The 24,189-nt window shown below is 69.7% G+C and carries 21 protein-coding genes; 12 read left to right on the top strand and 9 right to left on the bottom strand.

Annotated elements, in window-relative coordinates; translation table 11 throughout:
• The first annotated feature begins 218 nt into the window (after positions 1-218).
• The 12 genes from ACWY4P_RS49620 (at position 219) to ACWY4P_RS49565 (ending at position 14,218) form a co-directional block, all read left to right on the top strand.
• Entirely contained in the window at positions 219-1,238 is a 1,020-nt protein-coding gene (locus ACWY4P_RS49620; protein WP_456207378.1) for a substrate-binding domain-containing protein, read from the top strand.
• Positions 1,238-2,314 carry an ABC transporter permease gene (locus ACWY4P_RS49615; protein ID WP_456207377.1) on the top strand — a complete coding sequence of 359 codons (1,077 nt, stop codon included), beginning with the start codon at positions 1,238-1,240 and terminating at the stop codon, positions 2,312-2,314. The genes ACWY4P_RS49620 and ACWY4P_RS49615 overlap by 1 nt, the downstream gene beginning before the upstream one ends.
• 5 nt (positions 2,315-2,319) lie before the next feature.
• The gene (locus ACWY4P_RS49610) at positions 2,320-3,234 is read left to right on the top strand and encodes an ATP-binding cassette domain-containing protein (RefSeq protein ID WP_456207376.1); all 915 of its coding nucleotides are present in this window, start codon (positions 2,320-2,322) and stop codon (positions 3,232-3,234) included.
• Positions 3,235-3,304: 70 nt separating this feature from the next.
• Positions 3,305-4,162, top strand: a complete 858-nt coding sequence (locus ACWY4P_RS49605) for a sugar phosphate isomerase/epimerase family protein (RefSeq protein ID WP_456213314.1) — start codon at positions 3,305-3,307, stop codon at positions 4,160-4,162.
• A gap of 216 nt (positions 4,163-4,378) precedes the next feature.
• On the top strand, positions 4,379-5,359 hold the full coding sequence (gene iolC / locus ACWY4P_RS49600; RefSeq protein ID WP_456207375.1) for a 5-dehydro-2-deoxygluconokinase: 981 nt from the start codon (positions 4,379-4,381) through the stop codon (positions 5,357-5,359).
• A 1-nt stretch (position 5,360) separates the two neighbouring features.
• Positions 5,361-6,233, top strand: a complete 873-nt coding sequence (locus ACWY4P_RS49595; RefSeq protein WP_456207374.1) for a Cgl0159 family (beta/alpha)8-fold protein — start codon at positions 5,361-5,363, stop codon at positions 6,231-6,233.
• Positions 6,230-7,108 (top strand): 5-deoxy-glucuronate isomerase, encoded by an 879-nt coding sequence (gene iolB, locus ACWY4P_RS49590; protein ID WP_456207373.1) that lies wholly within the window; start codon positions 6,230-6,232, stop codon positions 7,106-7,108. Before ACWY4P_RS49595 ends, iolB begins: the two co-directional genes overlap by 4 nt.
• Positions 7,108-8,985: a 3D-(3,5/4)-trihydroxycyclohexane-1,2-dione acylhydrolase (decyclizing) gene (iolD, locus tag ACWY4P_RS49585; RefSeq protein WP_456207372.1), complete on the top strand. Its 1,878-nt coding sequence runs from the start codon at positions 7,108-7,110 to the stop codon at positions 8,983-8,985. Before iolB ends, iolD begins: the two co-directional genes overlap by 1 nt.
• A gap of 12 nt (positions 8,986-8,997) precedes the next feature.
• On the top strand, positions 8,998-10,488 hold the full coding sequence (locus ACWY4P_RS49580; protein WP_456207371.1) for a CoA-acylating methylmalonate-semialdehyde dehydrogenase: 1,491 nt from the start codon (positions 8,998-9,000) through the stop codon (positions 10,486-10,488).
• 36 nt (positions 10,489-10,524) lie between these two features.
• Entirely contained in the window at positions 10,525-11,967 is a 1,443-nt protein-coding gene (locus tag ACWY4P_RS49575) for a sugar porter family MFS transporter (RefSeq protein ID WP_456207370.1), read from the top strand.
• 29 nt (positions 11,968-11,996) lie between these two features.
• A complete protein-coding gene (locus ACWY4P_RS49570) occupies positions 11,997-13,193 on the top strand; it encodes a Gfo/Idh/MocA family protein (protein WP_456207369.1) in 1,197 nt (398 codons plus the stop codon).
• A 26-nt stretch (positions 13,194-13,219) separates the two neighbouring features.
• The gene (locus tag ACWY4P_RS49565) at positions 13,220-14,218 is read left to right on the top strand and encodes a sugar phosphate isomerase/epimerase family protein (protein ID WP_456207368.1); all 999 of its coding nucleotides are present in this window, start codon (positions 13,220-13,222) and stop codon (positions 14,216-14,218) included.
• Between the two features lie 53 nt (positions 14,219-14,271).
• Here the strand turns inward: ACWY4P_RS49565 and ACWY4P_RS49560 are convergent, their stop codons facing one another.
• The 9 genes from ACWY4P_RS49560 to ACWY4P_RS49520 all read right to left on the bottom strand — a co-directional run bounded on the left by ACWY4P_RS49560 (position 14,272) and on the right by ACWY4P_RS49520 (position 24,091).
• Positions 14,272-15,810, bottom strand: a complete 1,539-nt coding sequence (locus ACWY4P_RS49560; protein ID WP_456207367.1) for a methionine--tRNA ligase — start codon at positions 15,808-15,810, stop codon at positions 14,272-14,274.
• A gap of 193 nt (positions 15,811-16,003) precedes the next feature.
• Positions 16,004-17,350: an NADP-specific glutamate dehydrogenase gene (gene gdhA, locus ACWY4P_RS49555; protein WP_456207366.1), complete on the bottom strand. Its 1,347-nt coding sequence runs from the start codon at positions 17,348-17,350 to the stop codon at positions 16,004-16,006.
• A gap of 35 nt (positions 17,351-17,385) precedes the next feature.
• Positions 17,386-17,979 (bottom strand): TetR/AcrR family transcriptional regulator, encoded by a 594-nt coding sequence (locus tag ACWY4P_RS49550; protein WP_456207365.1) that lies wholly within the window; start codon positions 17,977-17,979, stop codon positions 17,386-17,388.
• A 32-nt stretch (positions 17,980-18,011) separates the two neighbouring features.
• Positions 18,012-19,181, bottom strand: coding sequence for a pyridoxal phosphate-dependent aminotransferase (locus ACWY4P_RS49545; RefSeq protein ID WP_456207364.1), 1,170 nt, complete (start codon positions 19,179-19,181; stop codon positions 18,012-18,014).
• Positions 19,182-19,205: 24 nt separating this feature from the next.
• The gene (locus ACWY4P_RS49540; RefSeq protein WP_456207363.1) at positions 19,206-20,003 is read right to left on the bottom strand and encodes an SDR family oxidoreductase; all 798 of its coding nucleotides are present in this window, start codon (positions 20,001-20,003) and stop codon (positions 19,206-19,208) included.
• Between the two features lie 66 nt (positions 20,004-20,069).
• Entirely contained in the window at positions 20,070-21,089 is a 1,020-nt protein-coding gene (locus ACWY4P_RS49535) for a 5-oxoprolinase subunit C family protein (protein ID WP_456207362.1), read from the bottom strand.
• Positions 21,086-21,823: a 5-oxoprolinase subunit B family protein gene (locus tag ACWY4P_RS49530; RefSeq protein ID WP_456207361.1), complete on the bottom strand. Its 738-nt coding sequence runs from the start codon at positions 21,821-21,823 to the stop codon at positions 21,086-21,088. The genes ACWY4P_RS49535 and ACWY4P_RS49530 overlap by 4 nt, the downstream gene beginning before the upstream one ends.
• A gap of 22 nt (positions 21,824-21,845) precedes the next feature.
• The gene (locus ACWY4P_RS49525) at positions 21,846-22,688 is read right to left on the bottom strand and encodes a 5-oxoprolinase subunit PxpA (RefSeq protein ID WP_456207360.1); all 843 of its coding nucleotides are present in this window, start codon (positions 22,686-22,688) and stop codon (positions 21,846-21,848) included.
• Positions 22,689-22,714: 26 nt separating this feature from the next.
• On the bottom strand, positions 22,715-24,091 hold the full coding sequence (locus tag ACWY4P_RS49520) for an MFS transporter (protein ID WP_456207359.1): 1,377 nt from the start codon (positions 24,089-24,091) through the stop codon (positions 22,715-22,717).
• Positions 24,092-24,189 lie beyond the last annotated feature (98 nt).

Below are 24,189 nucleotides of genomic sequence, written 5' to 3'. Positions count from 1 at the left end.
CTGAAGAACCACGCAACTCGACCAGATCGAGGTCCTGCGTCCGGCCGCCGTCATCCTCCAGGCGCCGCCGGCCACTGCTGAGACCGCCGAACCGGATTCAGCCTGCTCTCCCCTGCCATGGCGCGGCCCTGACCGAGGCCGTCGCAAACGGCCCCCGGCCCCACCCACCAGCCGCAGCTCCGCTCCCCCTCCCAGTTGCACAGTGAGGTGCACACACCATGAACCGCACATCCCTTCCCCGTCCCCGCAGAGTCGTCCCCGTCGTGGCCCTGGCCACCGCGGCCGCCCTGACCCTCGCGGGCTGCTCCAGCAGCTCCGGCGGCAAGAAGGCCGAAGAGGCCGCGAACAACGTCTCCGCGGGCAAGGCCAACACCCCGCGCATGACGATCGCGATGATCACTCACGCGCCCTCCGGCGACACCTTCTGGGACACCATCCGCAAGGGCGCCCAGGCCGCCGCCGCCAAGGACAACGTCAAGCTCATCTACTCCAACGACGAGAACGCCGGCGATCAGGCCAACCTGGTGCAGAACGCGATCGACCAGAAGGTCGACGGCATCGCCGTCACCCTGGCCAAGCCGGACGCCTTGAAGGCCGTGATCGCCAAGGCGAAGAAGGCCGGCATCCCGGTCGTCGGCCTGAACGCGGGTCTGTCCGCCTGGAAGAAGCAGGGCCTGCTGTCGTTCTTCGGCCAGGACGAGTCCGTCTCCGGCCAGGCCCTCGGGAACAAGCTCAACGGCACCGGCGCCAAGCACGCCCTCTGCGTCATCCAGGCCCAGGGCGACGTCAACCTCGAAGAGCGCTGCGCCGGCGTGAAGAAGGGCTTCAGCGGCAAGACGGACATCCTCTACGTCAACGGCACCGACATGCCGTCCGTGAAGTCCACCATCACCGCCAAGCTCAAGCAGGACGGCTCCATCGACGAGGTGGTCACCCTCGGCGCCCCCATCGCGCTGACCGCCGTGCAGGGCGTGTCCGAGGCGGGCAGCAAGGCGAAGATCGCCACGTTCGACCTCAACAAGGCCCTCGTCTCCGGCGTCGAGAAGGGCGACATCCAGTTCGCGGTGGACCAGCAGCCCTACCTTCAGGGCTATCTGGCCGTGGACTCCCTGTGGCTCTACAAGACCAACGGCAACTACAGCGGTGGCGGCGAGCAGCCTGTGCTGACCGGTCCGGCCTTCGTCGACAAGAGCAACATCGACAAGATCGCCGAGTTCGCCGCGAAGGGTACCCGGTGATGAGCATGGCCCAGCAGGCTGCGCCGGCGGTGAGCACACCGCCGGGCCCCGGCCCGAAGCAGACCGACAGCCGCACCACACAGCGCCCACTGGCGCTCAAGCTGCTCGCCCGGCCCGAGGTGGGTGTCTTCCTCGCCGCCGCGTCGGTGTTCGTCTTCTTCCTGATCGCGGCACCTCCGGTGCGCGACGGCAGCTCCATGGCCAACGTCCTGTACCAGTCGTCGACGCTCGGGATCATGACGCTCCCGGTGGCACTGCTGATGATCGGCGGCGAGTACGACCTGTCGGCCGGTGTCGCCGTGATCAGCTCGGCGCTGACCGCGAGCATGCTCAGCTACCAGCTGACCATGAACGTCTGGGTCGGTGTGGTCGTCGCGCTCCTGGTGTCGCTGGGGATCGGCCTGTTCAACGGCTGGTTGCTGGTCAAGACCGGCCTGCCGAGCTTCCTGGTCACGCTGGGCACGTTCCTGGGCCTGGAAGGCGTGAACCTCGCGGTGACCAAACTGGTCACCGGCAATGTGGCGACCGATGACATCAGCGACATGGAAGGCTTCGACCAGGCCAGAAAGGTCTTCGCGTCGACCTTCGATGTGGGCGGCGTCGAGGTGAAGATCACCGTCGTGTGGTGGCTGGTCTTCGCGGCCCTGGCCACGTGGGTCCTGCTGCGCACCAAGTACGGCAACTGGATCTTCGCGGTCGGGGGCCACAAGGAGAGCGCGCGGGCCGTCGGTGTGCCGGTGACCTTCACCAAGATCTCGCTGTTCATGCTGGTCGGCTTCGGCGCCTGGTTCGTCGGCATGCACCAGCTGTTCTCCTTCAACACCGTGCAGTCCGGCGAGGGCGTGGGCCAGGAGCTGATCTACATCGCCGCGGCGGTCATCGGCGGCTGTCTGCTCACCGGCGGGTACGGCTCCGCCATCGGCCCGGTCTTCGGTGCCTTCATGTTCGGCATGGTGCAGCAGGGCATCGTCTACGCCGGCTGGAACCCCGACTGGTTCAAGACCTTCCTCGGCGTGATGCTGCTCGGCGCCACCCTCATCAATCTGTGGATCCAGCGCACGGCGACCCGGAGGTGACCCCCATGACAACCACCAACGACCTCACCCCCGACGGGACCGCGCCCGAGGACAACGCTCGCCACGACGACAAGCCGGTCGTCGAGTTGAGGGGGGCGGGCAAGTCCTACGGCAACGTCCGCGCCCTGCACGGCGTCGACCTGGCCGTCCACCACGCCAAGGTGACCTGCGTGCTCGGCGACAACGGCGCCGGCAAGTCCACCCTCATCAAGATCATCTCCGGGCTGCACCAGCACACCGAGGGCGAATTCCTCGTCGACGGCCAGCCGGTCCGCTTCACCACCCCGCGCGGGGCCCTCGACAAGGGAATCGCCACCGTCTACCAGGACCTGGCCACCGTGCCGCTGATGCCGGTGTGGCGCAACTTCTTCCTCGGCTCCGAGATGACCAGGGGCCCCTGGCCCGTCCGCCGTCTCGACATCAACCGGATGAAGAAGACCGCGGACGAAGAGCTGCGCAACATGGGCATCATCCTGGACGACCTGGAGCAGCCCATCGGCACGCTCTCCGGCGGCCAGCGCCAGTGCGTCGCCATCGCCCGCGCCGTCTACTTCGGCGCCCGCGTGCTGATCCTGGACGAGCCCACCGCCGCCCTCGGCGTCAAGCAGTCCGGTGTCGTGCTGAAGTACATCGCCGCCGCCCGCGACCGCGGCCTCGGCGTCATCTTCATCACTCACAACCCCCACCACGCCTACATGGTCGGCGACCACTTCAGCGTGCTGCGCCTGGGCACCATGGAGCTCAGCGCCTCCCGCGAGCAGGTCGGTCTGGAGGAACTGACCAACCACATGGCCGGCGGCGCCGAACTCGCCGCCCTCAAACACGAACTGGCGCAGGTCCGCGGCGTCGACGTGGAGGAACTCCCCGAGCAGGAAGACCTCACGGCCCCCGTAGCGGCTTGTCCCGAGGGGACATCCTGACCACGGCGAACACCGAGGACGTCGTGATCCAACGCTCCACCGTCTCCCAGTGACCGGAAGGCACTCCCCCATGAAGATCGCCCTCGACCCGTATATGATCCGCAACGTCCCGCTGCTCGAACTACCCGCTGTAGTAGCCGAGTTGGGATACGAGTGGATCGAGCTGTCCCCCCGGGAGGACTTCATCCCGTTCTTCCGGCACCCACGCGTGGACGACACCACCGTGCGGAAGTTCCGCAAGGCACTGGACACGGCCGGCGTCGGCATCTCCTCTGTCCTGCCGCTGTTCCGCTGGTCCGGCCCCGACGAGGACGCCCGCCAGGCCGCCGTCCGCTACTGGAAGCGCGCCATCCGGATCGCCGCCGAGTTGGGCGTGGACAGCATGATCTCCGAGTTCAACGGACGCCCCGAGGACCCCGACCGCAGCGAGGCCCAGTTCTGGAACTCGCTGGACGAGCTCCTCCCCCTCTTCGAGCGGGAGGGAATCCGCCTCGCCCTGGAACCGCACCCGGACGACTTCATCGAGAACGGCTACGACGCGATCAATCTGATCCGCGGCATCAACCACCCGAACGTCACCTTCCTCTACTGCGCCCCGCACACCTTCCACATCGGCAACGACGCGCCCGGCATCATCGAATACGCGGGCGACCTGCTCACCCACGTCCACCTGGCCGACGCCCTCGACCACACCGCGTCCTCCGGCAACCGCTACATCCTCAACCCGCCCGGCACGCCCGCCCGCATCCACCAGCACCTCGACATCGGACAGGGCGAGGTCGACTTCGGTGAACTCTTCCGCGCACTGCGTACCAACGGCTTCGACGGCACGCTGACGGCCTGCGTCTTCGCCTGGGAGGAACGGGCCAAGGAATCCTCGGTGTTCATGCGCGAGAAGATCGCCGAGTATCTGGCCACCTGGCCCTGACGAGCCGCGGACTCCCCGCAGGCACCTCGCCGGAGCGGTCGCGGCCAGCCCTCGCGCCCAGCCGCGACCGCCCGGACTCCACTGCCCGCACATTCTTGTAACGACAACCTATTGACATGACATTTACGCGCGGGGCATCGTACTGCGCAAGCCGCTTTTAAAGCGCTTTAAATCCGCTCCGCCCCGGAGTCTCCGGAACGAAGGGAAACCGCCGAAATGCCGTTCGAAGTGCTGACCATGGGCCGCGTAGGAGTGGATGTGTACCCGCTCCAGACAGGCGTGGGACTGGCCGAGGTCACCTCGTTCGGCAAGTACCTCGGCGGCAGCCCGACCAACGTCGCCGTCGCCGCCGCCCGGTACGGGCATGCCTCCGCCGTCATCACCAAGACGGGCCACGACCCGTTCGGGGACTTCGTCCGCACGGCCCTGGACGGCTACGGCGTGGACACCCGCCTCGTCGGCACGTCGGACATCGCGCCGACCCCGGTGACCTTCTGCGAGATCTTCCCGCCGGACGACTTCCCGCTGTACTTCTACCGGCTGCCCAAGGCACCCGACCTCGACATCCGGCCCGAAGAGCTCGATATGACCGCGGTGCGCGATGCGCGGATCTTCTGGGTCACCGGGACCGGACTGAGTGAGGAGCCGAGCCGTTCGGCCACGCTGGCCGCGCTGGCGCACCGGGCGAAGGCGGGGCCGACGGTCTTCGATCTGGACTGGCGGCCGATGTTCTGGGAGGACCCCAGCCAGGCCCGGGCGTACTACGCCGAGGCTCTGCGCCACACCACCGTCGCCGTCGGCAACCTCGACGAGTGCGAGGTGGCGACCGGCGAGCGCGAGCCGTACGCCGCCGCGAAGGCGCTGCTCGCCGCCGGTGTCGAACTGGCCGTGGTGAAGCAGGGCCCCAAGGGTGTTCTGGCCATGGACCGGGACGGCTCGGCCGCCGAGATCCCGCCGGTCCCGGTGGAGGTGGTCAACGGCCTGGGCGCCGGTGACGCCTTCGGCGGCGCGCTGTGCCACGGGCTGCTGTCCGGCTGGGACACCCGCCGCACGGTGTCCTTCGCCAACGCCGCCGGCGCCATCGTCGCGGGCCGCCTGGCCTGCTCCGACGCCATGCCCACCGAGGCCGAGGTGGAGACGAAACTCCGCCGGGCGACCCCCGACTCCCCCAGCGACTCCCAGCGAAAGGTGCGATGACGTGCTGTCCGACAACGTGAGCCACATCGTGGACGCCCGGGTCAACAATCCCGGAGCCATCGCGGCGGCCGCCGCGCGCCGTGTCAAGGCCACCTCGCTGCTCGGCGAGCACGGCAAGGCAATGATCATCGCGGCCGACCATCCCGCGCGCGGCGCCAATCGCGTCGGCGCCGACCCGAGCGCGATGGCCGACCGCTTCGAGCTGCTGGACCGGCTGTGCACCGCGCTGGAGCGGCCGGGCGTGACCGGAGTGCTGGCCACCGCCGACATCCTGGAGGACCTGCTGCTGCTCGGCGTCCTGGACGGCAAGAGCGTCTTCGGCTCGATGAACCGGGCCGGGTTGGCGGGGTCGGTGTTCGAGATCGACGACCGCTTCACCGGCTACGACGCCGAGACGATCGCCGCGATGGGCTTCGACGGCGGCAAGATGCTCACCCGCATCGCCCTGGAGGACCCGGCGACCCCGTCCGCGCTCGAGAACACCGCCCGCGCGGTCGACGCGCTGAACGACCGGCAGCTCATCGCCATGGTCGAGCCGTTCCTGTCGGTGTGGCACGACGGCGGCATCCGCAACGACCTCTCCCCCGACGCCGTCATCAAGTCCATCACCATCGCCTCGGGACTGGGCCGCCGCACCGCGTACACCTGGCTGAAGCTGCCGGTCGTCGAGGACATGGAACGCGTCCTCGCGTCCTCCACACTGCCGACGCTCCTGCTGGGCGGCGAGGTCACCGACCCCGAGGCGGCCTTCGCCTCCTGGGGCCGGACCCTCAAGCTCCCCACCGCACAGGGCCTGATCGTGGGCCGCTCCCTCCTCTACCCCTCGAGCGGCGACGTCGCCGGCGCGGTCGACCGGGCGGTGAGCCTGCTGTGACCGACACGAGCGAGTACCACCTGTCCAAGGGGGCTTCGGCCGAAGGCCCGTACGACCTCCTGGTCACGCCCGAGTCGGCAGGCTGGGGATACTCCGGCCTCAGGATCCTGACCCTGCGGCCGGGTGAGGCGCACACCCTGTCCACCGGGGAGTCCGAGTTCCTGGTCCTGCCGCTGTCGGGCGGTTGCACCATCGACGTCGACGGCCGGACCCTCGAACTCGACGGCCGGACGGGCGTGTTCGCCTCGGTCACCGACTTCGCGTACCTCCCCCGCGAGTCGGAGGCCCGCATCAGCAGCGCGCACGGGGGACGGTTCGCGCTGCCCTCCGCCCGTACCGAGCGCGGTGGCCTCCCCGCCCGGTACGGGCGCCAGGAGGACGTGCCCATCGAACTGCGTGGCGCCGGAAACTGCTCCCGCCAGGTCAACAACTACTGCCTGCCCGGCACCTTCGACGCGGAGCAGCTCCTGGTGTGCGAGGTGCTCACGCCCGGCGGCAACTGGTCCTCGTACCCGCCGCACAAGCACGACCAGGCGCGGCCCGGGCAGGAGTCCGAGCTGGAGGAGATCTACTACTTCGAGGTCGCGGGCGAGGACGGCTTCGCCTACCAGCGGGTCTACGGCACCCAGGAGCGGCCGATCGACGTGCTCGCCGAGGTCCGTTCCGGCGACACCGTGCTGATCCCGCACGGCTGGCACGGCCCGTCCATCGCCGCGCCCGGCTACGACCTCTACTACCTCAACGTCATGGCGGGCCCCGGCCAGGACCGTGCCTGGCTGATCTGCGACGACCCCGCCCATGGGTGGGTCCGCGGCACCTGGGACTCCCAGGCGACCGACCCCCGGCTGCCGTTCGGCGCCAAGGAGACCGAGTGATGGAAACGATCAGGCTCACCACCGCGCAGGCCCTCGTCCGTTTCCTGGCCAACCAGTACAGCGAGCGCGACGGCCAGGAGCAGCGGCTGATCCCCGGGGTCTGGGGCATTTTCGGGCACGGCAATGTGGCCGGGGTCGGGCAGGCGCTGCTCCAGGCCGCCATCACGCACGAGGCCGACCTTCCCTACTACCTGGCCCGCAACGAGCAGGGCATGGTGCACGCGTCGGTGGCGTACGCGAAGATGCGCGACCGGCTGGCGACCTTCGCCTGCACCGCGTCCACCGGCCCCGGCTCCACGAACATGATCACCGGTGCGGCGCTGGCCACCACCAACCGGATCCCGGTCCTGCTGCTGCCCAGCGACATGTTCGCCACCCGCGTCGCCGAGCCGGTCCTCCAGCAGCTGGAGGACGCCCGGGGCGGGGACGTCACGGTCAACGACGCCTTCCGGGCCGTGTCGAAGTACTTCGACCGCGTCTCCCGGCCCGAGCAACTGATCCCGGCCGCCCTGGCCGCGATGCGGGTGCTGACCGACCCGGTGGAGACCGGCGCCGTCACACTCGCCCTGCCACAGGACGTGCAAGCCGAAGGCTTCGACTGGCCGGTGTCCTTCTTCCGGCGGCGGGTGTGGCACGTGGGCCGACCGGTGCCGGAGCCGGCCGCGGTCGAGCGGGCCGCCCGTCTGTTGCGCAACGCCAAGAGGCCACTGATCGTGGCGGGCGGCGGCACCGTCTACTCGGGTGCCGAGACCCAGCTGCGTGCCTTCGCCGAGGCCACCGGCATCCCCGTCGCCGACACCCACGCCGGCAAAGGCGCGGTCCCCTGGGACCACCCCTGCGCGGTCGGCGGCATCGGCTCGACCGGCTCCCACGCGGCCAACGAACTGGCCCGCGAGGCCGACGTGGTCCTGGGGATCGGCACCCGGTACTCCGACTTCACCACCGCCAGCCACACCGTCTTCGGCAACCCGGACGTCGCCTTCGTCAACCTCAACGTGGCCCGCCTGGACGCCGTCAAGCACTCCGCCGAGCCGCTCGTGGCCGACGCCCAGCTCGGCATCCAGGCCCTCGCGGGCGCGCTGACGGACTGGGAGGTCGACCCCGCGTACCGCGAGCGCACGCACCAACTCATCGCCCGCACACGGGAGATAGAGAACCAGTGCTTCACCCTGGGCCACGGCCCCCTGCCCGCCCAGACCGAGATCCTCGGCGCGCTCAACCAGGTCCTCGGCGACCGTGACGTGGTCATCAACGCGGCCGGCTCGATGCCCGGCGACCTGCAACAGCTATGGCGGGCCCGGGACCCGAAGGCCTACCACGTCGAGTACGCCTACTCCTGCATGGGCTACGAGGTCGCCGCCGGGGTCGGCGCCAAGATGGCCGACCCCTCACGCGAGGTCGTCGTCCTCGTCGGAGACGGCTCGTACCTGATGATGGCCCAGGAGATCGCAACCATGGTCTCCGAAGGCCTGAAGGTCATCGTCGTCCTCGTCCAAAACCACGGCTTCGCCTCCATCGGCTCACTGTCCGAAGCCCTCGGCTCGCAACGCTTCGGCACCAAGTACCGCTTCCGCCACGGCGAATCAGGCCTCCTCGACGGCGATGTCCTGCCCGTCGACCTGGCCGCCAACGCCTCCTCCCTGGGCGCGGACGTCCTGCACGCCACCACGGTCGAGCAGTTCCGTACGGCAATGGAGAAGGCGAAAGCCTCCGACCGCACCACCGTCGTGCATGTGGAGACCGACCTGTACGGGCCCAACCCGCCCGCCCACGGCTGGTGGGACGTCCCCGTCAGCCAGACCTCCGCCCTCGACTCCACCCGCACCGCGCACGAGACGTACGCCGCCCACAAGCTCGCCCAGCGGCACTACCTGTAAGGAAACCCTCACGTGAAGACCATCCAGCACTGGATCAACGGCTCACCGGCCTCCGGTAGGGACACCGCCCCCGTGTTCAACCCGGCCACCGGGCAGGAGCAGGCCCGGGTCGCCCTGGGCTCGGCCACCGACGTGGACACTGCCGTCACAGCCGCCACCGCAGCCTTCGAGAGCTGGTCGGAGTCGTCACTCACCCAGCGCACCCAGGTGATGTTCGCCTTCCGACAGCTCCTCGTCGAGCACGAGGAGGAACTGGGCCGGATCATCTCCGCCGAGCACGGCAAGACCGTCGACGACGCACGCGGCGAGATCGTCCGCGGCCGGGAGGTCGTGGAGTACGCCTGCGGCCTCGGCGACATCCTCAAGGGCAACTTCTCCGACCAGGTCTCACGCGGCATCGACGTACACAACTTCCGCCAGCCCCTCGGCGTCGTCGCGGGCATCACCCCCTTCAACTTCCCCGCCATGGTGCCCCTGTGGATGCACCCCATCGCCATCGCCACCGGCAACACCTTCATCCTCAAACCCAGCGAACGCGACCCATCCGCCGCCAACTACATCGCCCAGCTGTACCAGCAGGCCGGACTGCCCAACGGCGTCTTCAACATCATCCACGGCGGCAAAACCGCCGTCGACGCCATCCTCACCCACCCCGGCATCGAAGCCGTGTCCTTCGTCGGCTCCACCCCCATCGCCAAGTACGTCCACGAGCAGGCCACCGCGCACGGCAAGCGCGTCCAGGCGCTGGGCGGCGCCAAGAACCACGCCGTCGTCCTCCCCGACGCCGACCTCGAATTCGCCGCCAACCACATCACCGCCGGCGCCTACGGCTCCGCAGGCGAACGCTGCATGGCCCTGTCCGTGGCCGTCGCCGTCGGCGACGCCGCCGACAAGCTGGTCCAGGTGCTGGAACGCAAGGCCCGCGAGGTCAAGGTCGGCCCCGGCGACGCCCCCGACACCGACATGGGCCCCCTCGTCACCAAGACCGCCCAGGAACGCGTCGAAAACGCCGTCGCCACCGCCGCCACCCAAGGCGCCACCATCGTCGTCGACGGCCGCGGACTGAAGGTCAACGGCCACGAAAACGGCTTCTTCACCGGCCCCTCCCTCCTCGACCACGTCACCACCGAGATGAACGCCTACCAAGAAGAACTGTTCGGCCCCGTCCTCGCCATCATCCGCACCGACACCCTCGACGAGGCCATCGAACTGATCAACGCCAACCCATACGGCAACGGCACCGCCCTGTTCACCGCCTCCGGCGAAGCCGCCCGCCGCTTCCAGCGCAACATCAAGGTCGGCATGATCGGCATCAACGTGCCGGTCCCCGTCCCGATGTCGTACTACTCCTTCGGCGGCTGGAAGGACTCCCTCATCGGCGACTCCCCCATCCACGGCCCCGAAGGCATCCGCTTCTACACCCGCCCCAAAGTCGTCACCACCCGCTGGCCCCAACCCGCACAGCAGGTCGCCGCCGGGTTCACCTTCCCCACCTCCAGCTGAGATCCCCCTGTCCACATCAACCGGTAGGAGGTGGCCATGGACGTCAGGGACGACACGACACAGGCCCCCACTCCCAGCAGCGCCGTCACGGACCACGCCTCTCCAGAGGTCTACCGGCGGCTGCGCACCATCACCGTCATCGCCACCTTCGGCGGACTGCTCTTCGGCTACGACACCGGCGTCATCTCCGGTGCGCTTCCCTTCATGTCCCGTTCGCCCGAGGAGGGCGGGCTGGGGCTCACCCCGTTGACCGAGGGGATCGTCGCGTCCTCCCTCGTGCTCGGCGCGGCGTTCGGGGCGCTGTTCGGCGGCCGGCTCTGCGACCGCTATGGGCGCAGGCGGACGATCCTCGGGCTCGCCGTCCTGTTCTTCGTCGGCGCGTTGGGCACCTCGCTCGCGCCCGATCTCGCGGTGATGGTGCTGTTCCGCGTCCTGCTCGGGCTCGCCGTGGGCGGCGCGTCCGCGACGGTGCCGGTCTTCATCGCCGAGCTGGCCCCCGCCGACCGCCGCGGCCGGCTCGTGACCCAGAACGAGCTGATGATCGTGACCGGCCAGTTGCTGGCATACACCTCGAACGCGGTCATCGCCGAGACCGGGGGCGAGGGTGGCGTGTGGCGCTGGATGCTCGCGATAGCCACGGTCCCGGCCGTGCTGCTGTGGTTCGGGATGCTGTTCGTGCCCGAGTCGCCCCGGTGGCTGGCTTCCCGCGGGCGGTTCGACGACGCCGCACGCACCCTGGGCCTCATCCGCGACGCGCAGGTCGTCGACGCGGAGTTCGCCGAGATCAGGCGCCATGTCGCCGCCGACGCCCACGAGCCGCGGGCGGGCTGGCGGGACCTGGGCACGCCGTGGGTGCGGCGCCTCGTGGTGTTCGGGTTCGGGCTGGCCGCCCTGACCCAGCTCACCGGTGTCAACTCGATCATGTACTTCGCGCCGACGATCCTGCTGGACACCGGGCTGGGCACGCAGGCCGCCCTCACCGCCACCATCGCCAACGGCGTCGTAGCGGTGCTCGCGGTCTCGACCGGCATGTGGCTGCTCAGCCGGTTCGGCCGGCGTCCCATGCTGCTGACCGGACAGATCGGCGTCACCGTCTCGCTGGTACTGATCGCCTTCTGCTTTCTGGTCCTGCCCGAGTCGGCCGCCCGCAGTTACCTCGTGCTCGCGTCCATGCTGACCTTCCTGCTGTTCATGCAGGGCTGCATCGCGACCGTGTTCTGGCTGATGCTCTCGGAGATCTTCCCGCTCCGGCTGCGCGGCTTCGCTATGGGCACGGCCGTGTTCGGCACCTGGATGGCCAACTTCCTGGTCACGCTGGTGTTCCCGCCCCTGATCGACGCGGTCGGCGGGATCACGTTCCTGATCTTCGCCGCGGTCAACGTCGCCACGTTCGTCTTCTACATCCGCACCGTTCCCGAGACCCGGGGCCGCTCGATGGAAGCCATCGAGTCCCACTTCCGCCGGCAGTTCGCCGCCTGATCACCCCCCCTTTTTTGAAAGGCACTCCCATGACCACGTCCGGCAAACCCATCTCCGTCGCAGTGATCGGAGCCGGCATGGCCGGCCGCAGCCACGCCGCCGGCTACCGCAACGTCAACACGGTCTTCGGCGCCGGCCTGCCGCCGGTCCGCCTGGCCGCGATCGCCGACGCCAACGTCGAACTCGGCGAGGACGCCGCCCGCCGCTACGGGTACGAGAAGGCGCTCCCGAGCTGGGAGGCCGTCGTCGAGGACCCGACAATCGACGCCGTCAGCATCGTCGTCGGCAACGCCCTGCACCGACCGATCGCGGAGGCGCTGGTCGCGGCGGGCAAGCATGTGTTGTGCGAGAAGCCGCTGGCCGGATCGCTCGAGGATGCCCGTGCGATGGCCGAGTTGGAGCGCGGCGCCGATGTGGTGACCGCCGTCGGGTACACCTTCCGCCGTTCCCCCGGCATCGCCGCGATCCGCGATCACGTGCGCAACGGTGAGCTGGGTGACCTGACGCTGTTCAGCGGCCGGTACTGGTGCGACTACGCGACCGACCCGAGTGGGCCGCTGAGCTGGCGGTTCAAGGGCGGCCCCGGTTCCGGTGCGCTCGGGGACGTCGGCTCGCACATCATCGACGCCGCCGAGTACGTGGCCGGGCCCATCGCCTCGGTCTCGGGCGCCTCGCTGTCGACACAGATCACCAAGCGGCCCCTGCCGCTGGGCGCGGTCGTCGGGCACAACGCGGCTCCCGTCTCCGATGAGGTGGGCGAGGTCGAGAACGAGGACACCGCGTCCTTCACCGCGCGCTTCGAGTCCGGGCTCGTCGGCACCTTCTCGGTGACGCGCACCGGCTTCGGCCTGCCCAACGGGCTCTTCTTCGACGTGCTGGGCGTCGGCGGGCGGGCCGCGTTCGACCAGCACCGGCCCGCCGAGTACCTCTTCGACGACGCACAGCCCGAGGCCCGTACGCGCGGTGCCCGGCAGATCATCGCCGGGCCGCAGATGCCGTACTTCGCGGGTGGTGTCCCGATGGAGGCGCCGGGCGTGGGCGCCAGCAACGCCGACAACTTCACCTACCAGGCCCGGGCCTTCCTCGACCAGGTCGCGGGTGTCGCCGACCCGCGGCCGGCCTGCGCCACGTTCGCCGACGCGCTGCGGACCATGGAGATCATCCAGGCCGTCGTCGAGTCCTCCCAGGGCGGCGGCGTCGCCGTCCCGGTTCCGCCCACCGCCTGACCCCCACGCATCGAAGGAGCACCCGCATGGCTCTCAAGCTCGGCGCCTACACCGCCTGCCTGCACGACCGGCCCCTCACCGAAGCCCTCGACGTCCTGAAGGAGAACGGTCTGACCTCCGTGGAGGTCAACACCGGGGGCTTCATCCCCTCCCCGCACTGCCCGGTCGACCTGCTGCTGTCCTCGGCCACCGCCCGCGAGGAGTACCTGGCCACCTTCGCCGACCGCGGCATGGAACTGACCGGCCTGAACTGCAACGGCAACCCCCTCAACCCGCTCCCTGGTGTCGGTCCGAAGCACGCCGACGACCTGCGCCGCACCATCCGTCTCGCGGGTCTGCTCGGCGTGAAGCACGTCGTCACCATGTCCGGCACGCCGGGCTCCGACCCCGACGCCAAGTACCCCTCCTGGGTCGTGAACCCGTGGGACGGCGTCTACATGGACGTCCTGGACTACCAGTGGGGCGTGGCCGTCGAGTTCTGGCAGGAGATCGACGCGCTGGCCCGGGAGAACGACGTCCGGGTCGCCATCGAGATGCACCCGCACAACCTGGTGTTCTCCCCGGTCACCCTCAAGCGGCTGGTCGACGAGACGGGCGCGACGAACGTCGGCGCCGAGATGGACCCCTCCCACCTCATGTGGCAGGGCATGGACATCGTCGCCTCCATCAAGTGGCTGGGCCCGCTGGTGTTCCACGCCGCCGCGAAGGACGCCACGCTCTGCCCCGGCGCCGACATCCGCGGTGTACTGGACACGTCGTTCACCCGTGTCCCCGCCGACGCACCCGGCAAGGTTCCCACCGGCTACGGCTTCTGGTGCAACGCCTGGCCCCAGGACCCGGCCTGGAAGTTCGTCGCCGTCGGCCTCGGACACGACGTCGCCTACTGGACCGAGTTCCTGCGCGCCCTCGCCGAGATCAACCCGGACATGGCCGTGAACATCGAGCACGAGGACGCCGCCTACTCCCAGACCGAAGGACTCGCCCTGGCCGCCAAGAACCTGCACAGCGCCGCGTCCGCCCTCTGACCTACTCCCCCTACATGGCCCCGTTCCCGCCCGCCGGGCACGGGGCCACAGCCTCACGCCGGCCGCGTATCCTCCTGAAGACGAGGGAAAAGCGGCTGCGCCGCCGGCAGACGCCCCTCGACCGGTGTCAGCTGCCCGGTGATCCGCGTGGCGGCATCGGGGATGAAGGGGCGTAGTTCGTCGGCCAGCACGCGGCATGCTGTGACCAGTGTGGCGAGGACGGTGTCGAGACGCTTCGCCGCTTCACTGTCGCCCTGCCGCTCTGCTCGGGCCAGTTCCCAGGGCCGGGTGGCATCAATACATCGGTTGGCTTCCTCCACGACGTTCCAGACAGCGCGGGTGGCTCGCCGGAAGTCGAAGTCGGCCAAGGCGGCATCGACGAGGCCCGGAGCCTTCCGGCAGGCGTCCGCCAACGCCGCCAACGCCGTCACGCCGGAAGGTACGGGGGCAGAGGCGGGGGCTGTCCCGCCGCGAAAGCGGTGGACCATTGTCACGATGCGGTGGACGAGGTTGCCCAGTCCTCCGGCGAAATCGGCGTCCGCGCGGGCGGTCAGGCGGTCAGGAGTGAAGTCGGCGTCCCCGACCCGGGGCACATCGCGCAGAAGCCACCAGCGCACCGCATCGGTGCCATGGGCCGCGGCCAGCGCGGCCGGGTCGACGGCGGTTCCACCGGACTTGCTGATCTTGCGGCCGTCGACAGTGAGGTAGTCGTGGACCAGGATGTCGGTGGGCAGCGGGAGTCCGGCCGACAGCAGCATGGCCGGCCAGTACACGGCGTGGAAGCGCACCACTCCCTTGCCGACCAGGTGGACGCGGCGTTCGCTGGTCGCCCACCACTGGTCGTACGCGGTGTCACCGGTGCCGTAGCCAAGGCTGGTGACGTAGTTGCCGAGGGCGTCCCACCACACATAGACGACCTGGCTCGGGTCATCGGGCACCGGGATGCCCCAGCCGCGGGCGCGGGCGTGGGAGCGGGAGATGGAGAAGTCGCGCAGGCCACCTTCGATCAGCGCGAGGACCTCGTTGCGGCGGGCAGCGGGCTCGACGCGCAGGTCGCCGCTCGAGATCAGCTGATGGAGGCGGTCGGCGTAACGGGTCAGCCGAAAGAACCAGTTCTCTTCCGCGACGAGCTGCGGTTCGGTGCCGTGCTCGCCACACCGTCCGTCGACCAGTTCATCAGGGGTGTAGAACTGCTCGCAGCCAACGCAGTACAGGCCTTCGTACTCTTTGCGGTAGAGGTCGCCGGACGCGGCGCACCGGCGCCACAGCCGTTCGACTCCGACGCGGTGACGCGGGTCGCTGCTGGTGCGGATGAAGTCGTCGAGTGAGAGCGCCAGTGGACCACGCAACGCGGCGAAGGCGTCGGCGTTGCGGTCGACGAACGACTGCACGTCGACGCCGGCCGCTTCGGCGGCCAGGACGTTCTTCAGAGAGTTGTCGTCGGTTCCGCTGAGCAGCCGGACCTGCTCGCCCCGGTGGCGGTGGTGGCGGGCCAACGTGTCCGCCTGGACGAGCTCGAGGGCGAAGCCCAGGTGCGGGCGGGCGTTGACGTACGGAATGGTGGTGGTGATGTAGTGGCGTCGTGCGGTCATCGGTCCTCCTACCGGGTAGCGAGGCCTGATCGCACAAGAATCGGGGCCCCGTCCCGGGGCCTCGGATGCGGTACGCGTCCGTTCTCAGCAGCCCCGTCGGCGGGGCATCATCCGGTGCTGAGGCGAAAGCGCGATCATGTTCCTGATCGTAGCGACAGAGCTTCGTACGCCGCACACCCTTTTCCGCCCCCCTTCAGACCACCCCCTGATCCATCATGGCCTGCGCCACGCGGAGGAACCCGGCGACATTGGCGCCGAGGACATAGTCGTCGGCGTCACCACCGTAGGTCTCGGCGGTGGCGCGGCACTGGGCGTGCACGTCGCGCATGGTCGCGGCGAGCCGGGTCTCGGTCCGCTCGAAGGGCCACCTGTCGCGAGCGGCGTTCTGCTGCATCTCCAGCGCGGAGGTGGCCACCCCGCCGGCATTGGCCGCCTTGCCGGGCCCGAAGAGCACCTGCGCCCCGCGGAACACCTCGACCGCCTCGGGGGTGCAGGGCATGTTCGCGCCCTCGGCGACGGCGAGTACCCCGTTCTTCACCAGCGCCACGGCGTCCTGCTGGTTCAGCTCGTTCTGGGTCGCGCACGGCAGGGCGACCTCGCACGGCACGTCGAACACCGAGCCCCGGGCGGAGAAGCGCGCGGTCGGCTTCGCCTCGGCATAGGCGGAGATCCGGGCCCGGCGCACCTCCTTGACGTCCTTGAGCAGGTCCAGGTCGATACCGTCCTCGTCGACCAGGTAGCCGGAGGAGTCGGAACAGGCCACCACGCGGCCGCCCAGGGCGTGGACCTTCTCAATGGCGTAGACGGCGACGTTTCCCGACCCGGAGACCACCGCCCTGCGCCCGTCGAAGTCGTGACCGCGGGTGGTGAGCATCTCCTGGGCGAAGTACACCGCGCCGTAGCCGGTGGCCTCGGTACGGGCGTGCGAGCCGCCCCAGGCGACCGGCTTGCCGGTCAGGACGCCGGCCTCGTAGCGGTTGGTGATCCGCTTGTACTGGCCGAAGAGGTAGCCGATCTCACGGGCGCCCACACCGATGTCCCCGGCGGGAACGTCGGTGTGCTCACCCAGGTGGCGGTACAGCTCGGTCATGAAGGCCTGGCAGAACCGCATGACCTCGCCGTCCGAGCGGCCCTTGGGGTCGAAGTCCGACCCGCCCTTGCCGCCGCCGATCGCCATACCGGTCAGCGCGTTCTTGAAGATCTGCTCGAAGCCGAGGAACTTGACGATGCCGAGGTTGACACTCGGGTGGAACCGCAGGCCCCCCTTGTACGGGCCGAGGGCGCTGTTGAACTCCACCCGGAACCCTCGGTTGACCCGCACCTTTCCGAGGTCGTCGACCCACGGGACTCGGAAGAGCAGTTGCCGCTCGGGTTCGCACAGCCGCTCCACGATCCGGGCCTCCACGTACTCCGGGTGTGCCTGGAGTGCGGGGCCGATGGCGTGCAGGACCTCGCGGGCCGCCTGGTGGAACTCGGTCTCTCCGGGGTCCCGTCGGCGGAGGTCCTGGTAGACGGCCTCGATGTGAGCGCTGATGTCCATGTGCTGTTTTCTCTCCGTAATCAGGTGCGAGCCGATCAGGTGTCGGCGCCCGGCTGCTGCGCCGCCGTGGACCAGCCGATCAGGGCGCCGCGCAGTGCGGCGACCAGGCAGGTGGCGGCCTCGTCCTCGGTGCGTCCGCTCTTGATGAGGTCGAGGATGTCCCGGGGGTCGAACAGGGCGTTCCACAGGAACAGGGCTTCGTCCCCGAGGTCCCCGAGCCCGAGTTCCTCGGTGGTCTGCCGCAGGGGCTCGGCGAGCGCCTCGGCCTGCGGGGCGAGATAGCCGGTGCCTTCGCGCAGCCGTTCGAGGTATCCGCGGTGCGAGCGCATCTGCGCCATCGCCCCGCCGTGTTCGAGGACGAGCGACACCCAGCAGCGGGACACCGCCTCGACCCTCTCCATGCCCCGGGTGGTCTGCCGGGCACTGAAGTCGCGTAGTTCGGAGCCTACTTGGGCTCTGAAGGCGTGCAGGATCTCTTCGACGGAGGAGAAATGTCGGTAGGCCGTCGCGGTGGACACCTCGGCATGCTTGGCGATCTCGGCCAGGCTGACCGGCGTCGGTGAGTTCTCGAACAGCCGGGCGGCGGCCTTGATGAGGTGCCTGCGGTTGCGCTCGGTGTCACTGCGCATGGGTCGACTCCTCGTTGCCGGCGGGACGGCGTTCACTGGAGGGCCAAGAAGGCACGGGCCATCCGGCGGACACCCTCGGTGATGGATTCCGGGCTGGCAGCGTACGACAGTCGAAGGTGCCCTTCGCCCTGGGCGCCGAACTCGCTTCCCGGGCGGACGGCGACACCGCTCGCGTGCAGCGCCGCCACGACCTCCACGGAGGGCAAGTCGAGGTCGTAGCGCGGGAACTGGTAGAACGCCCCTTCCGGCGCGCTCAGGGTGAGCCCCGGGATCGCGGCGAGTTCCGTGCGCATGATCTTGCCGCGCCGCTCGTACGCGGCACGCATCCGGGCGACGTCTTCGTCGCAGCTCTGCACCGCGGCGAGCGCGGCATCCTGGACGAAGGTGTTCACGGAGCCGTTGAAGGTGTTGTGGATGCGCGCTGACGCCTGGATGAGCGGCGAGGGTCCCCAGAGGTAGCCGACGCGCCAGCCGGTCATCGCGTAGCTCTTGGAGAAGGTCTGGCAGTAGACGGTGCGGTCGCGCAGGCCGTCGATCGAGATCGTCGAGGTGAACGGCCGGCCGGTGTAGTCGAGGTCGGAGTACGCCTCGTCGGAGATGACGATCGTGGAGGTGCCGTCGAGCAGGTCGGCGAGCGCGTCGAGTTCGCCGCGGCTGTGGACGATGCCGGTCGGGTTGCTGGGGTTGCAGAAGACGAAGAGCCTGGCGTCCGTGAGGGCGTCGGCGAGCCGGTCGAGGTCCCAGTGGAGGTCCGGTGCGAGCGGGACGGGGACGACGGTGCCTCCGGCCATGCTGACCAGGTCGGTGTAGAGGGAGTAGGTGGGGTCGGGGACGACCACCTTGTCACCGGGGTTGACGATGCCGAGGATCGCGGCGGCGAGGCCGGCGGTTCCGCCCTGGGTGATCAGGACGTCGGCGGCGGAGACCGGTGCCCCGGCGAGGCCGGCGAGCTTCTCGGCGAGCGCTTCGCGCAGCGCCGGTTCGCCGAGCAGCGGTGAGTAGTGGGTGCGTCCGGCGCGCAGCGAGGCGTGGGCCGCCTCGGTCACCTGGTGGGGTGTGTCGAAGTCGGGTTCGCCCATGGCGAGGGAGACGAGGTCGGCTCGGGACTGCGGTTGCTGCGTCCGGCGGGAGGCGGCTGCGATCCGGGCGACGGCCTCGGCGGTGGTGAACGCGGGCGGCTGCGTGGTGATGGTGGGCGGCATGCGCTCCTCCTGGTAGCGGGGTGTTCAGGCCTGCGGTGCCGCGTCGGCGGGTGCGCCTGCCCAGCGGCTGATCTCGAGGTCGGCGGAGGTGTCGCGCTGGCGGGTGGGGGCGACGACGATCTCCTGGAGGACGACGCGCTGGGGAAGGGTGACGGCCAGGCGGATGGCCTCGGCCACGTCCTGCGGCTGCACCATGCCGGCGCGTTCTTCCGGCGCCGGGGGCCGGGCTCGGTTGTCGAGGATGGGGGTGTCCGCCTCGCCGGGCAGCACGGTGATCGCCCGCAGTCCCTGGTTGCGGAAGGTGTTGTGCAGGAAGGTCATGAAGTTGCGGACGCCGGCCTTGGCCGCGCCGTAGGCGGCGCCGCCGAGCAGGTTGGGGTTGACGGCGGCGAGCGAGGAGACGGTGACGATCGTCCCGGTGCCGCGGCCGAGCATGTCGGGCAGGACGGCCTGGGTGAGCTGGAAGACCGCGGTGAGGTTGACGTCGAGGACTTGGCGCCACTCCTCGTGCGGGAGCCATTGCGGGTTGAGCACCGACGAGGCGCTGCCCGCGTTGTTGATCAGGACGTCGACCGGGCCGAGTTCGGCGTGGACCCGGTCGAGGACCCGGGCCACGTCCTGCGCTCGGGTGATGTCCGCCGCGAGGGCGAGGGCGGTCCCGCCCTCGGCGCGGATCGTGGCCGCGACGTCATCGAGCGCCTGCTGCCTGCGGCCGAGAAGCACGACGGTGGCGCCTTCGCGGGCGAGCAGCCGTGCGGTCTCGCGTCCCATCCCGCTGCCCGCTCCTGTGATGAGCGCGGTCCTGCCGGCCGACGTCGTCACTGTTCCTCCTCCATCAGCGATCTCCATCATCAATCTGCGACGCACATTTCAAATGAGAATATCTTCTCAGTTGTTGCGGGACAAGATGTTGCGGGACAAGGGCGCCGTGAACCCGAGGGCGCCGAACGCCTCGGCGGCGGCGTGTCCCAGCGCGCGCACCTCGGCCTCGCGCCTTGTGAACCGGCGCAGCGAGGTCTCACGATCGGTCCAGCGGAACCGCAGTTCCCGGCCCGGACCGGCCTGCCCCAGCAAGGACAGGGAGGCCCGTGAGGCGACGCCGACGATCGGATAGCCCGCCGTCAGGCTCCGGTAGCGGCCGAGCACGATCAGCTCGTCCGCGTGCGGAATCTGCAGCGCCCCGATGGGCACCCCGTGCGACACGATCTCGGTGTCGGTGTCCGGGTGGCGCACCGGCCCGTCGAGCCGGAGCCCCACGTGGTTGGAGCGGGCGGTGACGACGTACGTCGCCTCCTCGACCACCTCACGGATACCGGCGATCGTGTGGATCCCGTGGCTCGCCACGACGTCGACGACCCAGGGCCCGTCGTCGAAGCGCGGCACGGGGACGGGAAGCCGGAACAGCGGCGGTTCGAACAACCGGCGGCCGAACCCCCCGAACTCCGTGTCCAGCAGGACGCGCGAGCCGCGGGTGACGGCCTGCCCAAAGCCCATCCGGGCGTCCGGCGCCGCGCTCCCCAGCAGGGTCTGCGCGATGAGCGCGCCGTTCACGGCCAGATAGGTGCGCGCTCCCCGGTTCATGTCCCCGCGGACCCGTACCTCGTGCCCCGCCGGCACCACCAGCGGCGACCAGCTGTCGGCCGGTGCGCCGCCGACGGTGACCCGGGCGGGGGCGCCGGCCACGGCGAGCAGGACGTCGGCGTCGGGCACCAACGCCAGCTCGCCCCCGAGGTTCTCGATCAGGGTCGCGCCGCGGGGGTTGCCCACGAGGAGGTTCGCGACGGCCGCCGAGTGCTGGTCGGCCGCGCCACCGGTGGGGACTCCGTGCCGCTCCGTGTCGTGGCGGCCGAGGTCCTGGAACGTGGTGACCCATCCGGTGCCGGTGATCTCCAGCGCCACGGTCTTCATGCGGGCTCCTCCACCGGCAGCAGGAAACCGGCGCCCAGCGACACCGCCTCGTCCCGCGTGACGGGGACGAAGCGCACGATGTCGCCGGGGCCGAAGGAGACGGGGTCCGGGCGGGAGATGTCGACGATGGTGTGCGGCGTACGCCCCACCACGCGCCAGCCGGTCGGACCGGGGAACGGCTGGATGATCGCGTTGGTCCCGGCGATCATGATCGCTCCGGGGGCGACGTCCGTCCGCGGCTCGGCACGCCGGCGCACCGGCCTGGGTGCCTTGAGCCCGTCCATCATCGGAGCCATCGCCGCGCCGAGGAGGGAGATCGTGAAGGTGGACTCCACGATCGCCTCGACGACCTCGGCGGGGACCAGGCCCAGTTCTTCGGCGACGGACGCCAGATCGGGGCCGCTCTCGTCGCCGAAGACGACCGGGATGGCGAACGTCCGCACCGGCCGCGGGCCGGCCGGACCGTCCGACGGGGACGGCGCCCACCGCGCCACCAGGCGGACCGCGTACTCCACGTGCTGGAGCGCGGTCTCCAGCGGGTCGAACTCGATGAGCAGGGACTCGAGACCGGAGACGACGTCGAGCACACCGTGCGGGCGGTGCGCCAGGAACCGGTCGCGGAAGGCGACGATCCCGGCCCTGCGGATGGCCTGGTCGGTGTGGGGGATGGTCACCATCACCGCCGAGTCCCCGAAGGGCTCGACGGTGACGGCGCCGTACTGTGCTCTGGTCATCGCCTGATCGTGCGCTCGGCCCTCAGCGGGCGAGCGCGGCCTCCGTCTTCTCGGCCGTCTCGGCCTTCTCGGCCTTCTCTGCCTTCTCGACCAGGACGTCCCGCAGGCCCGCGACACGGATGCCCGCGGCGTCGAGCGCGGCACGCAGCGCGAGGCCGTTCTCGAGGACGGACGGGTGGTCGCCGTGCAGGAGCAGGACGTCGGCGTCGTGGCCGAGCGGCACCACGTTGCCGTTGACCGAGCGCACGGTACCTTCCCGCACGACCTGCGCGGACCGGCGCCCGACCAGCTCGGGGTCGTGAATCAGGCCGCCTTCGTGCGAGCGGGGCACGGGCATGCCGTCGTCGCCGTATCCGCGGTCGGCCAGGAACACATAGCCGACCTCGAGGCCGCGCTTGCGGGACTCCTCCGCGAGCAGACCGCGCTGGCAGATGACGATGTAGTCGGTGTTGTACGCGGCGATCGCGTCGGTGATGGCCCGGGCGTGCTTGGCGTCGGTCTGCGCGATCGAGCCCATCCGGCCGTGCGGGGCGACGTGGCTGATGGTGCCGCCGTGCACCCGCGCGAAGGCGTCAAGCGCACCGAGCTGGTAGAGGACGTCGGTGCGGATCTCCTCCTCGGTCGCCTCGATGAGCCGACGGCCGAAGCCGACCAGGTCGGGGTAGCCGGGGTGGGCGCCCAGTTCTATGCCGCGCTCGACGCAGTCGGCGACGGTCCGGTCCATGATGCGCGGGTCACCGGCGTGGAAACCACAGGCGATGTTCGACGAGGTGACGAGCCCGAGCAGGGCGCCGTCGTCACCGATCGTGTAGTTGCCGAAGCTCTCGCCGAGGTCGGCGACGACGGCTACGGAGTTGATTCCCATGGTGTCTCCTGGTGTGGGGTGGCGGTTCAGCTGGCCACGAGGGGCTGGCCCTTGGTCTCGCGCACGAAGGCAAGGGTGACCAGCGTGATCAAGGCGGTGATGATGGAGGCGAAGGCCGGGACGAGGTTGGAGCCGGTCGACTCGATCAGCTCGGTCATCAGGAGCGGGGCGCTGCCGCCGAAGATGATCGTCGAGATGCTGAACCCGATGCTGTAGGCGGAGTAGCGCACGGTCGTCGGGAACATCTCGGCGAGCACGGTGTGGACGACGGCAGCGTGGCCGGAGAAGGCGATCGCCAGGACAACGGTGCCGATGCAGGCCAGTCCGAACTCTCCCGTGGTGATGAGCCGGAACATCGGGTACGAGACGGCCGCCATCGCGACGGCGGAGATGAGGAGGACGGGTTTGCGCCCGATCCGGTCCGACAGCCGGGCCATGAGCGGGATACAGACCGCGATGGCGACGAGGCTGAACGCGGTGACCATGAGCGCCCGCAGCATCGAGAAGTTGTGCTCGCCGAGCGAGGTCTTCAAGTAGGTCGGCATGTAGACGAAGAGCAGGTAGTAGCCGGGGCCGTTGAGGGCCGGGAGGAAGATCGTGAGGGCGATCGCCTTCAGGTGGCGCGGGGAGGTCAGGGCTGCCCTCAGCGGGTTGCGCACGACGGTGTTCTGCTCGCGCAGCGCCTTGAAGTGCGGAGTCTCCTCCAGCTGGCGGCGGATGTAGAAGCCGACGTAGCCGAGCGGGACGGCGAGGAGGAAGGGCACCCGCCAGGCCCAGGAGGTCATCGCGTCGTCGCCGAGCGTCGTGATGAGGACGGCGGAGAAGGCGCTGCCGAACATCAGGGCGATGAACGAGCCGACGGCGATGAAGCTCATCATGTAGTTGCGGCGTGCGTCCGGGGCGTACTCGCCGACGAAGGACATGGCGCCGGCCACCTCGCCGCCGGCGGAGAAGCCCTGGAGCACACGGAGGAGGACGAGAAGGGCGGGGGCGGCGACACCGATGACGGCGTGGGAGGGGATGAGGCCGATGGCCGCGGTCGCGCCGGAGATCAGCACCAGGAGGGTGGAGAGGAGGGCTTTGCGCCCGAGCCGGTCCCCGAGGTATCCGCAGATCACGCTGCCGAACGGGCGGGCGATGAAACTGATGAGAAAACCGACGTTGGTGAGGAAGAGACCTCCGGCCTCGGCCTCTCCCATGATGTTGATCGCGAGGTAGGTGACGAGCAGGCCGTAGATGCCGTAGTCGTACCACTCGACGAACGATCCGACCGCGCCCGCGATGGTGGCCTTCCGGACGACCTTGCCGTTGGCGGAGACGACGTCGACCGCTGCCGCGTCGGGCTTCTCTGACGCGATCTCGTGACGATCCGATGTGGTGCCGAGCCGATCTGACGTTGTCATTCGCGTTCACTTTCGGTGTCGCGGACGCCGGGAACGGTGTCCTGAGAAACGTGCGCTGCATGTGGCCACTGCCGGCAGTCGCTCCAGTGCCGAGGCGC

Source organism: Streptomyces sp. LZ34 (assembly GCF_053890475.1).
The sequence above is the reverse complement of the archived record's forward strand: the minus strand, read 5'-3'. Positions and strand labels throughout refer to the sequence as shown.